Origin of the sequence: Kutzneria buriramensis (genome assembly GCF_003387475.1) — a bacterium.
GTDB lineage: Bacteria > Actinomycetota > Actinomycetes > Mycobacteriales > Pseudonocardiaceae > Kutzneria > Kutzneria buriramensis.
The window spans coordinates 146,470-161,427 of record NZ_QUNO01000007.1 but is presented as its reverse complement, the minus strand read 5'-3'; the positions used below and the strand labels follow the sequence as shown (position 1 = coordinate 161,427).

General features: G+C 72.0%; 14 protein-coding genes. 5 read left to right on the top strand and 9 right to left on the bottom strand.

Annotated elements, in window-relative coordinates:
- Positions 1 to 5: 5 nt before the first annotated feature.
- Positions 6 to 347: a nuclear transport factor 2 family protein gene (locus tag BCF44_RS21530; RefSeq protein ID WP_116176160.1), complete on the top strand. Its 342-nt coding sequence runs from the start codon at positions 6 to 8 to the stop codon at positions 345 to 347.
- Complete coding sequence (locus BCF44_RS21525; protein WP_342775628.1) at positions 344 to 1,222, top strand: TIGR03620 family F420-dependent LLM class oxidoreductase; 879 nt, start codon at positions 344 to 346, stop codon at positions 1,220 to 1,222. Before BCF44_RS21530 ends, BCF44_RS21525 begins: the two co-directional genes overlap by 4 nt.
- Here BCF44_RS21525 and BCF44_RS21520 read toward each other — a convergent pair.
- From BCF44_RS21520 to BCF44_RS21500, 5 genes are all read right to left on the bottom strand, one after another.
- Positions 1,185 to 1,730, bottom strand: coding sequence for a hypothetical protein (locus BCF44_RS21520; protein WP_246015374.1), 546 nt, complete (start codon positions 1,728 to 1,730; stop codon positions 1,185 to 1,187). The two genes, BCF44_RS21525 and BCF44_RS21520, sit on opposite strands and share 38 nt — an antisense overlap.
- Positions 1,727 to 2,494: a MerR family transcriptional regulator gene (locus BCF44_RS21515; RefSeq protein WP_116176159.1), complete on the bottom strand. Its 768-nt coding sequence runs from the start codon at positions 2,492 to 2,494 to the stop codon at positions 1,727 to 1,729. The genes BCF44_RS21520 and BCF44_RS21515 overlap by 4 nt, the downstream gene beginning before the upstream one ends.
- Before the next feature lie 22 nt (positions 2,495 to 2,516).
- Complete coding sequence (locus BCF44_RS21510) at positions 2,517 to 3,425, bottom strand: alpha/beta fold hydrolase (protein WP_116176158.1); 909 nt, start codon at positions 3,423 to 3,425, stop codon at positions 2,517 to 2,519.
- A gap of 88 nt (positions 3,426 to 3,513) precedes the next feature.
- Positions 3,514 to 4,077: an RICIN domain-containing protein gene (locus BCF44_RS21505; RefSeq protein ID WP_246015372.1), complete on the bottom strand. Its 564-nt coding sequence runs from the start codon at positions 4,075 to 4,077 to the stop codon at positions 3,514 to 3,516.
- A gap of 164 nt (positions 4,078 to 4,241) precedes the next feature.
- Positions 4,242 to 6,458 (bottom strand): ATP-binding protein, encoded by a 2,217-nt coding sequence (locus BCF44_RS21500; protein ID WP_246015444.1) that lies wholly within the window; start codon positions 6,456 to 6,458, stop codon positions 4,242 to 4,244.
- Positions 6,459 to 6,632: 174 nt separating this feature from the next.
- Between BCF44_RS21500 and BCF44_RS21495 the strand changes: the two genes are divergently transcribed.
- The gene (locus tag BCF44_RS21495; RefSeq protein WP_116176155.1) at positions 6,633 to 8,018 is read left to right on the top strand and encodes a S53 family peptidase; all 1,386 of its coding nucleotides are present in this window, start codon (positions 6,633 to 6,635) and stop codon (positions 8,016 to 8,018) included.
- Between the two features lie 58 nt (positions 8,019 to 8,076).
- On the opposite strand, the gene BCF44_RS21490 is transcribed toward BCF44_RS21495, so the two are convergent.
- Positions 8,077 to 8,565, bottom strand: coding sequence for a glycosyltransferase (locus tag BCF44_RS21490; RefSeq protein ID WP_116176154.1), 489 nt, complete (start codon positions 8,563 to 8,565; stop codon positions 8,077 to 8,079).
- Between the two features lie 23 nt (positions 8,566 to 8,588).
- Entirely contained in the window at positions 8,589 to 8,939 is a 351-nt protein-coding gene (locus BCF44_RS21485) for an MmcQ/YjbR family DNA-binding protein (protein ID WP_116176153.1), read from the bottom strand.
- A 122-nt stretch (positions 8,940 to 9,061) separates the two neighbouring features.
- On the opposite strand from BCF44_RS21485, the gene BCF44_RS21480 reads away from it, so the two are divergent.
- Complete coding sequence (locus BCF44_RS21480) at positions 9,062 to 10,012, top strand: ATP-binding cassette domain-containing protein (RefSeq protein WP_116176152.1); 951 nt, start codon at positions 9,062 to 9,064, stop codon at positions 10,010 to 10,012.
- On the top strand, positions 10,009 to 10,809 hold the full coding sequence (locus BCF44_RS21475; protein ID WP_116176151.1) for an ABC transporter permease: 801 nt from the start codon (positions 10,009 to 10,011) through the stop codon (positions 10,807 to 10,809). Before BCF44_RS21480 ends, BCF44_RS21475 begins: the two co-directional genes overlap by 4 nt.
- Here BCF44_RS21475 and BCF44_RS21470 read toward each other — a convergent pair.
- Together BCF44_RS21470 and BCF44_RS21465 are read right to left on the bottom strand one after the other, a co-directional pair.
- Positions 10,802 to 13,873, bottom strand: a complete 3,072-nt coding sequence (locus BCF44_RS21470) for an AfsR/SARP family transcriptional regulator (RefSeq protein WP_116176150.1) — start codon at positions 13,871 to 13,873, stop codon at positions 10,802 to 10,804. The two genes, BCF44_RS21475 and BCF44_RS21470, sit on opposite strands and share 8 nt — an antisense overlap.
- 53 nt (positions 13,874 to 13,926) lie before the next feature.
- A complete protein-coding gene (locus tag BCF44_RS21465) occupies positions 13,927 to 14,925 on the bottom strand; it encodes a TauD/TfdA family dioxygenase (protein WP_116176149.1) in 999 nt (332 codons plus the stop codon).
- Between the last annotated feature and the right edge of the window lie 33 nt (positions 14,926 to 14,958).

Here is a 14,958-nt window from a genome sequence, read left to right as displayed (position 1 = left end):
AAGGCATGAGCACACCGATCGACACCCTCCCGCAGGTGATCACCGAATACCTGGCCGCCCACCAGGCCCGTGACCTGGACCCGGCCGTCGCCGGCTACACCGAGGACGCCGTCGTCGTCGACGAGGGCAAGACCTACCGCGGCAAGCAGGAGATCCGCGACTGGCTGGGCCGCGCCGGCGGCGAGTACACGTACACCACCGAGCTCATCGCCACCCAGCGCGTCGACGACGAGCACTACGTCGCCGTGCACCACCTCGAGGGGAACTTCCCCGGCGGCGTCGTCGACCTGCGCTTCCGGTTCACCCTGCGCGACGGCCGCATCGCCGAGCTGGTCATCGAGCCGTGATCGCACTCGGTCGGTACGGGGCCTGGCTCCACCCCGTGTACGACGATTCGAGCCGCATCGAGCAGGCCGTCGAGGCCGAGGCGCTGGGGTACGGCGCCGTGTGGCTCGGCCTCGGTCAGCGCGACGTGAGCGACCTGCGACTGGTCGAGCGGGTCCTGGACGCGACCAGCCACGTGACTGTGGCGACCGCGATCGTCAACATGTGGACCAACGACCCGGTCGCGCTCGCCGCGTCCTACCACCGCCTGTCGCCCGCCCATCGCGACCGTCTGCTGCTGGGCATCGGCCTCGGCCACCCGGAGTCGACCACCGGCTACCGCTCCCCTCGGCGGCGGATGGAATCGTTCCTCGACACCCTTGACGCCGAAGGACTTCCCGCCGCCCATCGGATCCTCGCCGCCCTCGGGCCGCGAACGCTGCGGCTCGCCGCCGGCCGCGCCGCGGGAAGCCACCCCTACCTGACCGTGCCCGCCCACACCCGGGCGGCCCGCCGCCTGCTCGGTCCGGGCCCGCTGCTCGCCCCCGAGCAGACGGTGGTCGTCGACGCGGACCCGCCCGAGGGCCGCCGGCGTGGCCGCGACTTCGTCGCCGAGCCGTACCTGCGGCTCTCCAATTACGTCAACAACCTGCTGCGCCACGGCTATGCGGAGGCCGACGTGACAGGTGACGGGAGCGATCGGCTGATCGACGACCTCGTCCCGCACGGCACACCCGAGGCTGTCGCCGCGGCGTTGGACCGCCATCTCGACGCCGGCGCCGACCACGTCGCCATCCAGGTCCTGCCCCGACCGGGCGACGGGCCGATGCCCGCACTGCGAGCCCTCGCCGGCCGGATCTTCACTGGTCGGTCGGCGGTTGCAGCGAGCTCCACGTGAGTTCGGGCAACGCGCCGCTGCCGACGCCGAGGTCGGCCCGGGCGCTGGCGTAGAACTCGTTGCGGCGCAGCATGGTGGTCTTGTACGCCTCGACGAACGTCGCCTCGTCGGGGCCGCCCTCGCGCAGGATGCGTTCGAGCCGCCACACCTGCTCGTGCCAGGCCCGGGCGGAGGCGACCGTGGCGGGATCACCCAGCAGCAACACGGTTTCCCAGGTCAGGGTGCGCGCGGTCTCCGCCTCGCCCAGCTCGGCGAACGCGGCGTCGACGTCGACGGGCCGGCCGGTGGGGAGCAGGTTCCTGGTCTCGGCGATCCGCCGACACAGGCGGACCATGCGTTTCACGGCGTTCGAGTACTCGGTGTAGGCCGCCAGCCGTTTGTCGTCCCACCGCGCGGACTGCGTGCGCCGCCACCGTAATCGCTCGGCGGAGGTGGTGACGACGAACGTCGCGGCGGAGCCGAGCAGGACACCCGCGATGGTCAGGATCTGGGTGACGACGGTGTTCACGGATCGAAGCTTGCCACCCGTCGCCGCGCCGCCGTGCCGGAAACGGCGGTTCGGCGCCGCTCGGCGCGGTGGTTGAGCACCTCGATCAACCGTTGCCACGCCGGTGACGACTCGGCGATCAGCGAGTCGAGCACCTTCAGTTCCGGCTGGCTGATGTCGCCTTCGTGCTCGATCTGCCAGGCGTCCAGTTCGTCGATGAGCCGGCCGACGCGGGGATCGTCCGGGGCACAGTCGATCACCTCGTCGCAGGCGAGGTACAGCCGCGTCTTCGCCGGGTCGTCGAACCGCGCGTTCTTGTCCCGTATCCACCGCGGCGCGCTGCCGGGGTCCAGTATCTGCATCAGGATCCGCGCGTCCCGCTCGAGTCGCACCGTCCGCTCGCTGACGCCCAGTCCGCGCATCCGGTCCAGGACGGCGACCACCTCGGCCGGCAGGACGAGCCGCTCGCCGCCGGACAGGGCGGCGATCCGGCGGCGGTGCTCGGTCAACTGGTCGATCCTGCGCCGCAGCTCGCCGTCGATGTCGGCCATGGCCGCGGCGAACTCGGCCGGCTCGGCGTGCATCACCGCGTCGATACGGGCCAGCGGCACGCCGGCGTCGGCGAGCGTTCGGATGCGGATCAGGTCCACCGCCGCCTGCGCGCCGTACCGCCGATACCCGGAGGCATCGCGTTCCGGCTCGGGCAACAGGCCGACCTGGTGGTAGTGGCGCACGGTACGCACGGTCACGCCGGCGGTCGCCGCGAGCTGGCTGATCGTGAGCATCGTCCCCCTCCGCCCGCCGAGTCTAGGCGCGGTCGATGACGTCGCGGATCGCCTGGGCCACGACGTCGGCGCGCCGGAAGCAGAGCTGGCTGTGGCCGACGTCCGCGACCACGCGCAGTTCGCCGTCCGACACCGAGCTCACCAGCGCCGCCACCATCTTGCTCTTTCCCTCGGCTATCGCCTGTTCCGATACCCCCTGCCGCGTGCGTGCCGTCGTCAGCGCACGCTGCGCGGGGTCGACGCCGGCCACGGTGAGCGCGATCAGCGGGACGTCGGGAAGGTCCGGCCCGGTCCGGAGTTCGGCGGCGAGTTCGACCAGGTTGCCGCGCTCGGCGGCACCGGCGAGCAGCCAGTCCTCACGCACGTGGGCGTCGATCAGCGTCCGGCGCAGGTGCTCGGGGTAGTCCGCCAACAGCTCGGCGTACATCTCGCGCAGGGCCGGACGCATCTGCCGGAGCTGCGCCGGATCGGGTGCCATCTGCTGGCCGGCGGCCAGGCCCGCCTCGGACGGCATGAAGTCGTCCCAGTCGCGGTGGAACGCGTCCACCCAGACCAATCCGGCGACATCCTGCGGATACAGCTGGGAGAACCGGTGCGCGTACGCGCCGCCGAGGGAGTGCGCCACCAGAACGTACGGGCCGGCGATGTTTCCGGCGCGCAGCAGCTCGTGCAGTTCGTCGGCGACCGCAGCGGCGGTGCGCGGCAGTGGGAGCGGGTCGCTGTATCCGGTGCCGCCGCGGTCGTACACGACGGCGGTGGCGAACGGCGATACCTGGTGCTGGACAAGGAAGTAGTCCAGGCCGACCATGCTGGCCCCCGGCAGGAAGACGACGGCCGGGCCGCCGCTTCCCGTCCGATGCACGAAAACGTGCCGGCCGTCGATCTCCTGGAGCCCGCCGATCGGAGGCGGGGAAACACGGTTGTCGGTCATGTGACAAGGCTTCAACCCTGACGCACGGTCAGGGTCAACCCGCGAACGTCGCGGCCTGCCGGACGCGCAGGCCGCGACGAAACCCCTGCTAGCGCAGATAGACCGGATCGAACCGCTCGTTGCTGAAGCCGTAGCACGGGTTCTGCACGAAGCGGCGGTAGTCGCTGGAGTTGATGCCGTCCACCGACAGGCACAGGCCGCTGTTCACGTTCTGGAACTGCGCGTTGCCGTCGTTGTAGCTCCAGATCATCCGCCACTGCTGGTTCGTGCCGATCAGGCACTTGTACTGGATGATCGGGTTGCCCTGGCCCATGCCGAACGCGTAGTCGTCCAGACACTTGCCCGAGCTGGCGTTCTTCATCCAGAACACGTTCGGATCGCCGTTGACCTGGCCCAGCGTCCAGCCCTGGTTGGCGGCGTAGTCGCAGCCGAACTGGTCGACGGGGGCGAAGTCGTCGGCGCGCCACTGGTCGATCTGCATGCAGTGGCTGCCGCTGCCGCCGGTGTTGGTCTGCCAGAACACCACGTCGCCGCTGACCGGCGGTGGAATGACCCGGTCCGCACTGGCGGGGGTGACGCCGGTCAGGGCCAGGGCGGCGACCGCCAGCGGAACCAGCGCGGCCGCGCGGATCACGCGGGGTAGATGCAGCATGCGACTCCTCGGGAATGAGACACGGCGGTGACCCGCCACAAACGCCGGGAACGCTAGAGATCACCGCGCGTCGACTCCAGGCCGAACCGGCGGAAAAGCCGGCAGAATCGGGCTGCTGCCGCAGGTCCGCACCATGGGGCACGGCCGGCCGCACCATGGGGGCATCACGCCTGTGGCACGGCCTGTGTCGCGCCGGGAAGGGCGTCCAGGTGCTCGCGGATCCGAGCCTGGTCCGGCAGGCCGAGCGGGAAGGTCAGCGCCTCCCGGAACAGGTCGGCGGCACCGGTCGGGTCGCCGGTGGCGGCGGCGGTCTGGCCGAGGGCGAGCAGCGCGAGGCCGGTGGCCTGGGCGTGCTCGACCTGCCGGGCCAGATCCAGCGCTCGGCGGCCGGTGGCCGTTGCCTCGTCCCACCGGGAGAGGCCGGCCTGGGACTGGGCCAGCAGGGCCAGCGCGAACGCCTCGGAGCCGGGCTCGCCAAGGGCTGCGAACGCGGCGGCGGACTCGGTCAGCAGGGCACCGGCGACGGCGTGATCACCCGTGTCGTTCCGCACGGCCCCGAGGTTCAGCCGGGCCACGGCGACGCCGCGCCGGTCGCCGATCTCGCGCTTACGGCTCAACGCGGCGGAGTGGTAGCCGAGCGCCTCCTCGTACGCGCCGCGGTCGTGCGCGAGTGCCCCGAGGTTGTTCAAGGCGATCGTCTCCCGACGCGCGTCGCCGATGATCCGGGCCTGCTCCAGCACACCGGTGTACGCGGCGGCGGCCTCGTCGTACCGGCCGGCGAACTTGTGGGCGTTGCCGATCAGCGTCAGGGTCGCGGCCCGACCGTCCGGGTCGTCGCCGAAGGTGTCGACGGCAGCCGTGGCCAGCGCCAGCGCGGCCTCCGGATCGCCGCTCTCGTTGGCGGTGACCGCGGCGCCGTGCAGGGCCCAGGCCCGAGCCGGCTCGGTCGGCGCGGCACTGGCGACGCCGGTCAGCATCCGGCGTCCCTCCGCCAACCGGCCCCGGGCCACATAGTGGTGCGTCAAGGCGCGCACGGTCGGCACGTCCAACAGACCCCGCGCGGCGCTCACCGCATGCTGGACGGCTGTCCGCACGTTGTCCTGCTCGCCGGCCAGCCGGGGATCGGCGTCCCGGACCAGGCCCAGGAAGTGGCCGGCGTGCGCGTCCCGGTCGGCGCCGCTGGTGAGCTGGTCCTCCACGACCTCCCGGATGGTGTCGAGCATGCCGATACGGGGATCGCCGGCCCGGTCCGCGACGGTGACCAGGCTGTGCGCGGCGAGCGTGGCCAGCGCCAACGGCGGCGCGCCGAGCACGGCCTCGACGTCGACCGGATCGGCCCCGCCCGCGAACGCACCGAGCAGGCCGAACAACCGCCGGTCGGAATCGGTGAGCCCGCGCGTGCTCCACTCGACGGTGCGGCGCAGGCTCAGGTGCCGGTCCGCCAGGTCGACGGCGTCGCCGTGCAGGTCGCGGACCTGGGCGAGGACCTGCGCCGGCGCCTGCGTACGCAGTCGGGCCGCGGCGAGTTCCAGGGCCAGCGGCAAGCCGTCCAACCGCCGGCACAGCGCGGCGATCGCGGCGGCGTTGTCGGCGGTGAGCGTGAACCCCGGCCGAACCGCGGCAGCGCGTTCGACCAGGAGCCGGACCGCCGCATTGTCGGCCAGGCCTGCCGGATCGTCTCCGTCCGGAATGGACAGCGGAGCCAGCGGCCACAGGTGTTCCCCACGCAGCCGCAGCGGCGAGCGGCTGGTCGCCAGCACGGTCAGCCGCGGGCACTCGGCCAGCAGCGCGGCGACGGTGGTGGCAGCAGCGGCGACGTGCTCGAAGCTGTCGAGCACCAGCAGCCAACGCCCACCGCCGATCAGCGTGCCCGGGTCGGGCGTCCGCAGGGACTCGGCCAGCGCCTGCGGGACGTCGTCGGGGTGCTGCAACGGGCTCAGGTCGAGGCCGTGCACGGCGTCGAACCGGCCCGCCGCCCGCCAGCCGACCTCCACCGCCAGGCGGGTCTTGCCGACCCCGCCGGTGCCGGTGATCGTCACCAGCCGGGAATCCTGGACGAGCCGCAGCACGGCGGCGAGGTCGTCGGAGCGGCCGACGATCGAGGTGACCGGCGCCGGCAGCGCCGGGCGGGCCGCCGGACGCCGGCGTCGGGTGTCCGGCGGCGGCGCCGACCGGGCGCTTCGCACGAACGCGTCCTGCTCCTCCGGCGTCAGGTCCAGCGCGCCCGCGAGGGCACGGAGCGTCTCACGGTGCGGGCGCCGCGTGGCGCCGCGCTCGATCTCGCCGATCGCCCGGACGCTGATCCCGCTCCGCGCCGCCAACTGCTCCTGGGACAGGCCGCGGCCGCTGCGCAGTCCGGCCAACGTCTCGGCGAGCGCCATCTGCACCGCCACATAGTAGGGCGCTGTCGCATTCGGACATTCCGGAGTTCCTGGTCAGCTGGCCTTTACGGATGCAACACCGAGCTCCCCACCGGCGATTACCCACCCGGGCGGCGGGCTACCGCCCTCGCACACCACCCCTGCGTGTGCGCTCCCCAGCTGAGGAGGAAAGCCATGGCATTGCGTTCGGTTCGATGGCTCGCGGCGGCGACTGCGGTCGCCACCGGGGCCTTGAGCCTGCTGGCGGGAACCACCGCCACCACCGCGTCGGCGGCCCACTCGGTCGCACCGCACCCGTACATCAGCCTCCCGATCAACGGCAAGACCCTGGCCACGCCGCCGACCACGTCGTTCTGCCTGCAGAACTTCGGCCTGCACTGCTACCAGCCGTCGCAGCTGACCAAGGCGTACGACCTGGCGGCGCTGCACGACCACGGCATCGACGGCCGCGGCAAGACGATCGTCATCGTCGACTCGTTCGGCTCCCCGACGATCGCCAACGACCTGCACGTGTTCGACCAGACCTTCGGCCTGCCCGACCCGCCGTCGCTCACGGTCCGCCAGGACGCCGGCCCGGTGCCGCCGTTCGACCCGACCAACAGCGACATGCTCGGCTGGGCGGACGAGACCACGCTCGACGTCGAGTGGACGCACGTCTTCGCGCCGGGCGCGAAGATCCTGCTCGAAGAGACGCCGGTGTCGGAGACCGAGGGCGTGCAGGGCTTCCCGGAGATCGTCAAGGCCGAGAACTACGTGATCGACCACCACCTCGGTGACGTCATCACGCAGAGCTTCGGCGCTACGGAGCAGACGTTCCCGAACAAGCAGTCGATCCTGAACCTGCGGTCGGCGTTCCAGAACGCGCAGGACCACCACGTCACCGTGCTGGCCAGCTCCGGCGACGACGGCGCGACCGACGCCCAGCTCAACGGCAGCGACCTGTACACGATGCCGGTCAACAGCTGGCCGTCGGCCGACCCGCTGGTGACGTCCATCGGCGGCACCATGCTGACGCTCGACGACAACGGCAACCGCCTCCAGCCCGACGTCGTGTGGAACGACCTGAACACGGTCGGCGGCGGCGCCGGCGGTGGCGGCCTGTCCACCGTCTTCCCGCGTCCGGGCTTCCAGGAGGGCGTCCGCAGCGTGACCGGCAACCACCGCGGCACGCCGGACATCTCGCTGAGCGCGGCGGTCGACGGCGCGGTCGTGCTGTACTTCTCGTTCGACCCCACCCGCGTCGGCTACCACCTGGTCGGCGGCACGAGTGAGGCGAGCCCGGAGTTCGCGGGCGTGGTCGCCATGGCCGACCAGCTGGCCGGCCACGACCTGGGCAACATCAACGGCCGGCTGTACGCGCTGTCCCACTTCCGCAACCTGACCGGCGAGGTGGACGTGACCCAGGGCAACAACACCTTCGGTCCGTTCACCAACAGCGACGGCACCACGCACACCGTCGTCGGTTACAACGCCGGTCCGGGCTACGACCTGGCCAGCGGCAACGGCACGGTGGACGCGGCGCGGTTCGTGCCGGCGCTCGCGTTCGCGCCGAACATCTGATCCGGTCGATCCGCTCCCGAGGGCCGGCATCACCGATGCCGGCCCTCGGGCCGTTTCGTCACCGGGCGAGCAGGTCCGGCAGCTGAGCCGCGAAGTCGGCCGGTGACGGCATCTGTTCGATCTCCCGCCGCAACCGCTGCGCGGCGTCTGCGAACGACCCGTTCGACACGATGTTCTGCACGCTTTCGGCCACGGCATCGGCGGTGACCTGCGCCGGCGCCAGGTACCGGCCGGCGCCCGCCCGCGTGATCGCCCGTGCGTTGGCCGGCTGGTCGGCCGCCTGCGGAATGATCAGTTGCCGGACGCCGTGGGCCAGCGCACCGAGCACAGTTCCGCTGCCGCCGTGGTGAATGGCGACGTCGACGTACGGCCACAGCCGCGCCTGTGGCACCCAGCGCCCGATCGACGCCGAAGCCGGCAGCGCGCCGAGTTCGGCCGGGTCCGCGCTCGGGCCGATCGCCACGAGCGTCCGCATCCCGAGTTTCGCCACTCCGCCGATCACCTCGCGGAGCAGATCCGCCGCGCCGTGGATGGTTCCCAGCGTCACGTACGCCAGCCTGCGGCATTCTGTCAGGAAATGCCGGCCTCGAGGTACGCCGCCGCGACCCGCTTGGGCACGCACATCGTCCAGGCGTTGATCACCAGCTCGGCCAGCTCGTCCGCGTCGAGTTCCGCCAGCGTCGCGCGCACCCAGTTGTAGCGCATGTCCGACGGCCTCGGCAGCTGGAACTTGTGGGGCTCCGCCGCGACGAGCGCCTCGCGGTGCTCCTTCGGGTACGCGAACCCCATGATCGTCTCGTCCGGCGACAGCGCGAGGTAGACCAGCCGTCCCACCCGGAACTTCACCCGGTCCCGGACGACGCCTTCCGAGCTGCGCGGCAGCGAGTCCGTCAGCGCGCGGATGTCCTCGACAGTGACCATGGCGTCGGAAAGTACCCCGACCCCCTGACAATTCCGGGCGCTGGCAGCCGCTGCCAGCGCGCTGTGCGCGGCATGCCAGCGCTGCCCGTCATGGTGTCGTGAGCGACCGTGAAGGAGGAAGGATGTCGCTCGCGATCGAGGCGGAGGGCCTGGTCAAGAGATTCGGGGAGACCGCGGCGCTGAACGGGGTCGATCTCGCCGCGCCCGCCGGCAAGGTGGTCGGGGTGCTCGGCCCGAACGGGGCGGGCAAGACGACGACGGTGCGGATCCTGGCGACGCTGCTGCGGCCGGACGCCGGGCGCGCGATGGTCGGCGGGTACGACGTGACGGGCGATCCGCATCGGGTGCGTTCGCTGATCGGACTGACCGGGCAGTACGCGTCGGTGGACGAGGACCTGTCCGGCACCGAGAACCTGATGCTGCTGGGGCGGTTGCTCGACCTGTCACGGGCCGGCGCGAAGGCCCGGGCGGTGCGACTGCTGGAGCAGTTCGAGCTGACCGAGGCCGCCGGCCGCGCCGTGAAGACGTACTCGGGCGGCATGCGGCGGCGGCTGGACCTCGCCGCGAGCCTGGTCAGCCGGCCGCAGGTGCTGTTTCTGGACGAGCCGACGACCGGCCTCGACCCGCACGCGCGCAACGAGGTGTGGCAGATGGTCCGGCGGCTCGTCGCCGACGGTGTCACCGTGCTGCTCACCACGCAGTACCTCGACGAGGCCGACAACCTCGCGGACAGCATCGTCGTCATCGATCACGGACGCGTGGTGGCCGAGGGGCGGGCCGACGAGCTCAAGCGGCGCATCGGCGGCCAGACCATCCAGGTGCGCCCGAACTCCGCCGCCGACATGGACGCGGTGGCGCGCATCGTCGCGGACCTGACCGGCATGATCCCGGCCCGCGACGACGACGTCGGCCTGATCACCGCGCCGGTGTCCGATCCGGTCCTGCTGTCCGCGGTGGTCCGCCGGATGGACACCGCCGGCATCGTGGTGGACGAGCTGGCGCTGCGCCTGCCCAGCCTGGACGACGTGTTCCTGGCGCTGACCGGAAAACCCGTCGCGGAGGTGGCGGAATGACGACGATCGCAGTGCCGCCGACCCGCTTCGTCAGCCCGGCCAAGGCGTTGCGGCACGGGTTCTCGCTGGCGTGGCGGGGCCTGGTGAAGATCAGGAAGAACCCGGAGCAGCTGGTCGACGTGACGATCCAGCCGATCATCCTGCTGGTGGTCTTCGTCTACCTGTTCGGCGGCGCCATCGCCGGCGGCACCGGCGAGTACCTCCAGACGCTGACGCCGGGCCTGCTCGTGCAGAACACGCTGATGGCCAGCCTGTCCGCCGGCGTGGCGCTGAACACCGACGTGAACAAGGGCGTGTTCGACCGGTTCCGGGCCATGCCGATCGCCCGCTCCGCGCCGCTGGTCGGGGCCGTGCTCGCCGACGTCGTGCGCTACCTGGTGGCGATCGGCGTGCTGCTGGGGATGGCGATGATCATGGGCTTCCGGGTGCACACCGATCCGCTGTCGGTGCTCGTCGCGATCGCGACGCTGGTGCTGGCTGGGCTGTGCTTCTGCTGGATCGCCGTGTTCATCGGCATGCTCGTGCCGACGCCGGCCGCCGTGCAGAACATCATGATGGCGATCGTGTTCCCGCTGACGTTCGGCAGCAACGTGTTCGTGCCCAGCGCCACGATGCCGAGCTTCCTGCGGGCGTGGTCGGACATCAGCCCGGTGAGCCGGCTCGCCGACGCGATGCGCGGCCTGCTCACCGGCGGTCCGGTGGCCGGTCCGCTGCTCGGCGGGCTGGCGTGGCTGGCGGCGGTGGTGCTGGTGTTCTTCCCGCTGGCGATGCGCGCCTACCGCAGGCGCGTCAGCTGAACTCGGCCAGCAGGCGTTCGATGGCCTCGGGTTTCGACAGGGCGGCGCCCCGGTCGTAGGCGGCCCGATAGGCGTTGGTGGTGAGTTCTCCGCACAGGCTCGCCACCAACGTCGCCAGTTCCGGGTCGCCGGCGTCGAAAGCGCCGCGGATGGCCTCGCTCAGGCCCAGCGTCGACGCCGCCAGTTCCGGCTTGCCCTCCAGCGCGAACAGCCGGCCGGCCAGCTCCGCCGCCCGTGCGCCGTCGGGCGGGGTCGCCTTCCGCAGGGCCCCGGCCAGCAACTCCCGCGCCGGCTCCGACCTGCCTTCGGTGATCAGCAACGCCGCGGTGGTCATCGTCAGCATCTCCGCCGCCACCCCGGCGTGGGGCGGCAGGTCATCCAGCTCGGGCCGCAGCTTGTCGAGCGCCACGTGCGCGAGGGTGAGGTCGCCGCTGCGGCGGGCCAGCTCGGCCGTCGCCAACCGCACCATGGCGTGGGTTTCCGGCTGGTCGGCCAGCTGACCGGCCTGGTCCAGCTCGCGCATCGCCCCTTCGACGTCCCCGGCCCGCATGCGTTCCAACGCCAGCCGGTACAGGTGCTGCACCATGTCCTGGACCGACGACAGTTCGCGGGCCATCGCGAGCCCGTGCTGGTACTGGGCGATGGCCCGCTCGTGGTCGCCGCGCAGCGAGTTGCCGGCGGCCTGCATGCCGAGCGTCATCGCGATGCCCCAGCGGTCGCCGACCGCCTGGAAGCCGGCCAGCGCTTCCGCACGGACCCGTTCTCCCGCAACGAGATCGCCCGCGTTGTCGAACATCGACGCCTGCACCGAGTGCGCGCAGGCCCGCGCCCAGGGATCGGAACGCGCGAGCACCCGGCGGGTCTCCCGCTCGGCCAACTCGTGCTCGCCGACCACGAACGCGAGCAGCGGCACCACGAGCGAGAGCGCCGGAAACCGCTCGATCGCGCCGCTGCGCACGCAGTCGTCGATGATCGCCCGCGCCAGGCCGGCGGCAGGCACGCCGTCGATCAGCGCGTACACGGCACGCAGCGCGGCGGCCGTGTCGGCGGGAACACGGCCCTCGAATCGCAGCACGCCCGGCATGAACTCGCCGAGCTGTTCGTGCCAGCCGCGAACCAGCCAGTACCAGTTGAGCACGAGCGCGAACCGGCAGGCGGTCACGGCGTCGTCGGCGTCGATGGCCCGGCGCAGCGCGGCGATCATGTTCGGGTGCTCGGCCTCGAACGTCGCGATCGCCCGCAGCTGGTCGGCCGACCGCAGCGCCGCCTCGTCGGCTTCGGCGATGCGCAGGTAGTGCTCGGCGAACCGGCCGGCGACGGCGTCCCGCTCCCCCGCCTCGTCCAGTCTCTCCTCGGCGTAGGCGCGGATGGTCTCCAACATCCGGTACCGACCGTCGCGGATGTCCACAATGGACTTCTCGACGAGCGAGCAGAGCACGGGGAAGACGTCGTCCGCCGGCAGCGACTCGTCCGCGCACACCGCTTCGGCCGCGGGAACCGTGACAGCGCCGGGAAAAACGGCCAGCCGCCGGGCCAGCGCCCGTTCGGGCTCCGCCAGCAGGTCCCAGCTCCACTCGACCACCGCGCGCAGCGTCCGCTGGCGCGGCAGCGCCACCCGGCTGCCCGAGGTGAGCAGCCGGAACCGGTCGTTCAGCCGCTCCACGATCTGTTCGACGGTCATCGAGCGCAGGCGCGCCGCGGCGAGTTCCAGCGCCAGCGGCAGGCCGTCGAGGCGGCGGCAGATCTCGGCGACGGCGTCGTCCTCCAGCGTGCAGCCGGGCCGGACGGTGGCCGCGCGCTCGGTGAACAGCCGCATCGCTTCCGGCGCGTCGAGCGGACCGAGCTGGCACAGCGCCTCGCCGGTGATGGCGAGCGGTTCCCGGCTGGTGGCCAGCACGCGCAGGCCGGGAACGCGAGCCAGCAGTTCGTGCGCCAACTCGGCCGCGGCGTCCAGCAGGTGCTCGCAGTTGTCCAGCACCAGCACTGCATCGCCGCCGCCGACCAGTTCCGCGATGTGGCCGACGGCGTCGACCGGTTCGATCGCGTGCGACCGGCGGATCGGCAGCATGTCCAGCGCGCTGACCACCGCGCCGGTGACGTCGCCGGGGTCGCGCACGCCGGCCAGCGCGACGAACCACACCCGGCCGCGCCGGTGCGCTGGATGCCGCGCGGCGGCCTCGGTGGCCAGCCGGGTCTTCCCCGCGCCGCCAGGCCCGATCACGGTGACCAGCCGGCCGGCGTCGAGCGCGCGCGCCACGTGGTCCAGTTCGTCCCGCCGGCCGACGAAACTGGTCAGCCGCACCGGCAGGTGGTCGGTTTCGGGACGGGCCGACGCGATCTCGCCGCGCAGCACCGCGAGATGGACGTCGCGCAGCTCGGTGGACGGGTCGACACCGAGTTCCTCAGCGAGGATCACTCGGGTCCGTTCGAACACGGCCAGCGCGTCGGACTGCCGCCCCGCCGCGTACAGCGCGCGCATGCGCAGGCCGACCAGGCGTTCCCGCAACGGGTGCGCGCGGCCGGCCGTCTCCAGGTCGGCGAGCACGTCGGCGTGCCGCCCCAACTCCAGTTCCGCCTCGAACCTGTCCTCGACGGCCGCGAGCCGCAGCTCCTCGAGGCGCGTCGCGGGCGGCCGGGCGAACGGGGCGTCGAGCACGTCGGACAACGCATCGCCTTGCCACAGCCCGAGTGCCTCGCCCAGCAGCCTCGCGGCCTCGTCGTGCCGTCCGGCGGCCAGCTCGCGACGGCCGCGAGCGGCCGTCTCCTCGAAGCGGTCGGCGTCGACGTACTCGACCTTCAGCACGTAACCAGCGTCCGACGAGGTCAGCCGGGCCGGGCCACCGAGCACCTTGCGCAGCCGCGACACCAGGGACTGCAAGGCGTTCGCCGTGTCGGCCGGCGGTGTGTCGCCCCACAGCCCGGCCGTGAGCAGGTCGGCGGCCACCGGCCGGCCGGCGTCGAGCGCGAGCCGGGCCAGCAGCATGCGGAGACGGGCGCCGCCGACCTCGATCGGCGTGCCGTCGTCCGCCCGGACCCGCACCGGGCCCAGCACCAGGACCTGCACCCCGCCAGCTTCCCAGACACGCCCCCTGGTCAGTTCATCGGTCAGTTCACCGGTCACGCATCCGGGTCGGCGGCGTCGATCTCGGCCAGCGACGGCAGCACGCGCGGCATCGGCATGATGTCCCGCACCCATTCCGGCGTGGACTGGAGCGAATAGAAACGGCGCAGCCAGCGGTCGTCGCCGTCGTACCTAGGGGTGAACGCGGAGCGGCCGTGCGCGGCGATGTTGTTGTTGATGACCGCCAGGTCGCCCGGTTCGAGCAGAATCTCCCGACGATTGCGGTCCAGCGCCGTGGTCAATTCCTCCAGCGCGATCTTTCCGTCGTCGTCGAGCGCATATGTGTTGTCGAGGTCGAAACGCATGAAGTATTCGGGATCCTCGCCGAAGACGACCGGATGGGGCCGGGAGGAGGGCCGCTCGCCCGATTCGCCCCGGATGAACGAGGTCGGGTAGAGCGCGCGGAACCGAGCGCCGCGCAGCACCGAGATCGTGTGGGCGGACAGATCGGCCACCGCGTCCCGGATGGACGACATCCGGGTGACGGCGACCCGGTCGTGGTCCTGGCGCAGGCACAGCAGGCCCAGAAAGTCCGGCCGCATCGGGTGGTGCGCGTTCTCGGTGTGGAAGCCGAAGTTGACCGAACCGGTGTTCTCGATCCGCGCCTCCTCGCCGCGCACCGGGTGCACCTCGTGGGCGAGCGCGCCGTCCTTCTCGTCGGCGTAGCCGGTCATCGAGCCGAGCACGTCGGCGACCAGCAGCAGGTTGCCGGTGGTGTTGTGCTCCAGCGGCAGCTGGTAGCCCCGGGCCTCGGGGGTCGGCGGCAGCGCGTCGATCTCGATGCCGCGAATCAGCGCGAAACCGGCGCGCGGAGGGGTGAGCGAGAACTCGCGGAGAAACGCGCGCAGGCCGGCCGGAACGGCGTCGACCGGCGCGCGGCCGTTTCCGGTGACGGCGTCGAAACGTCGCGCCACGTCGGCCCCGAGCGCGTGGAACGACCGCCGCTCGGCGCCGCTCAGCGAGTAGCTGAGAATGTCGGTACCGGTCGATATCACGACGACCTCCAGGTCTGCTGACAGCGATGGGAA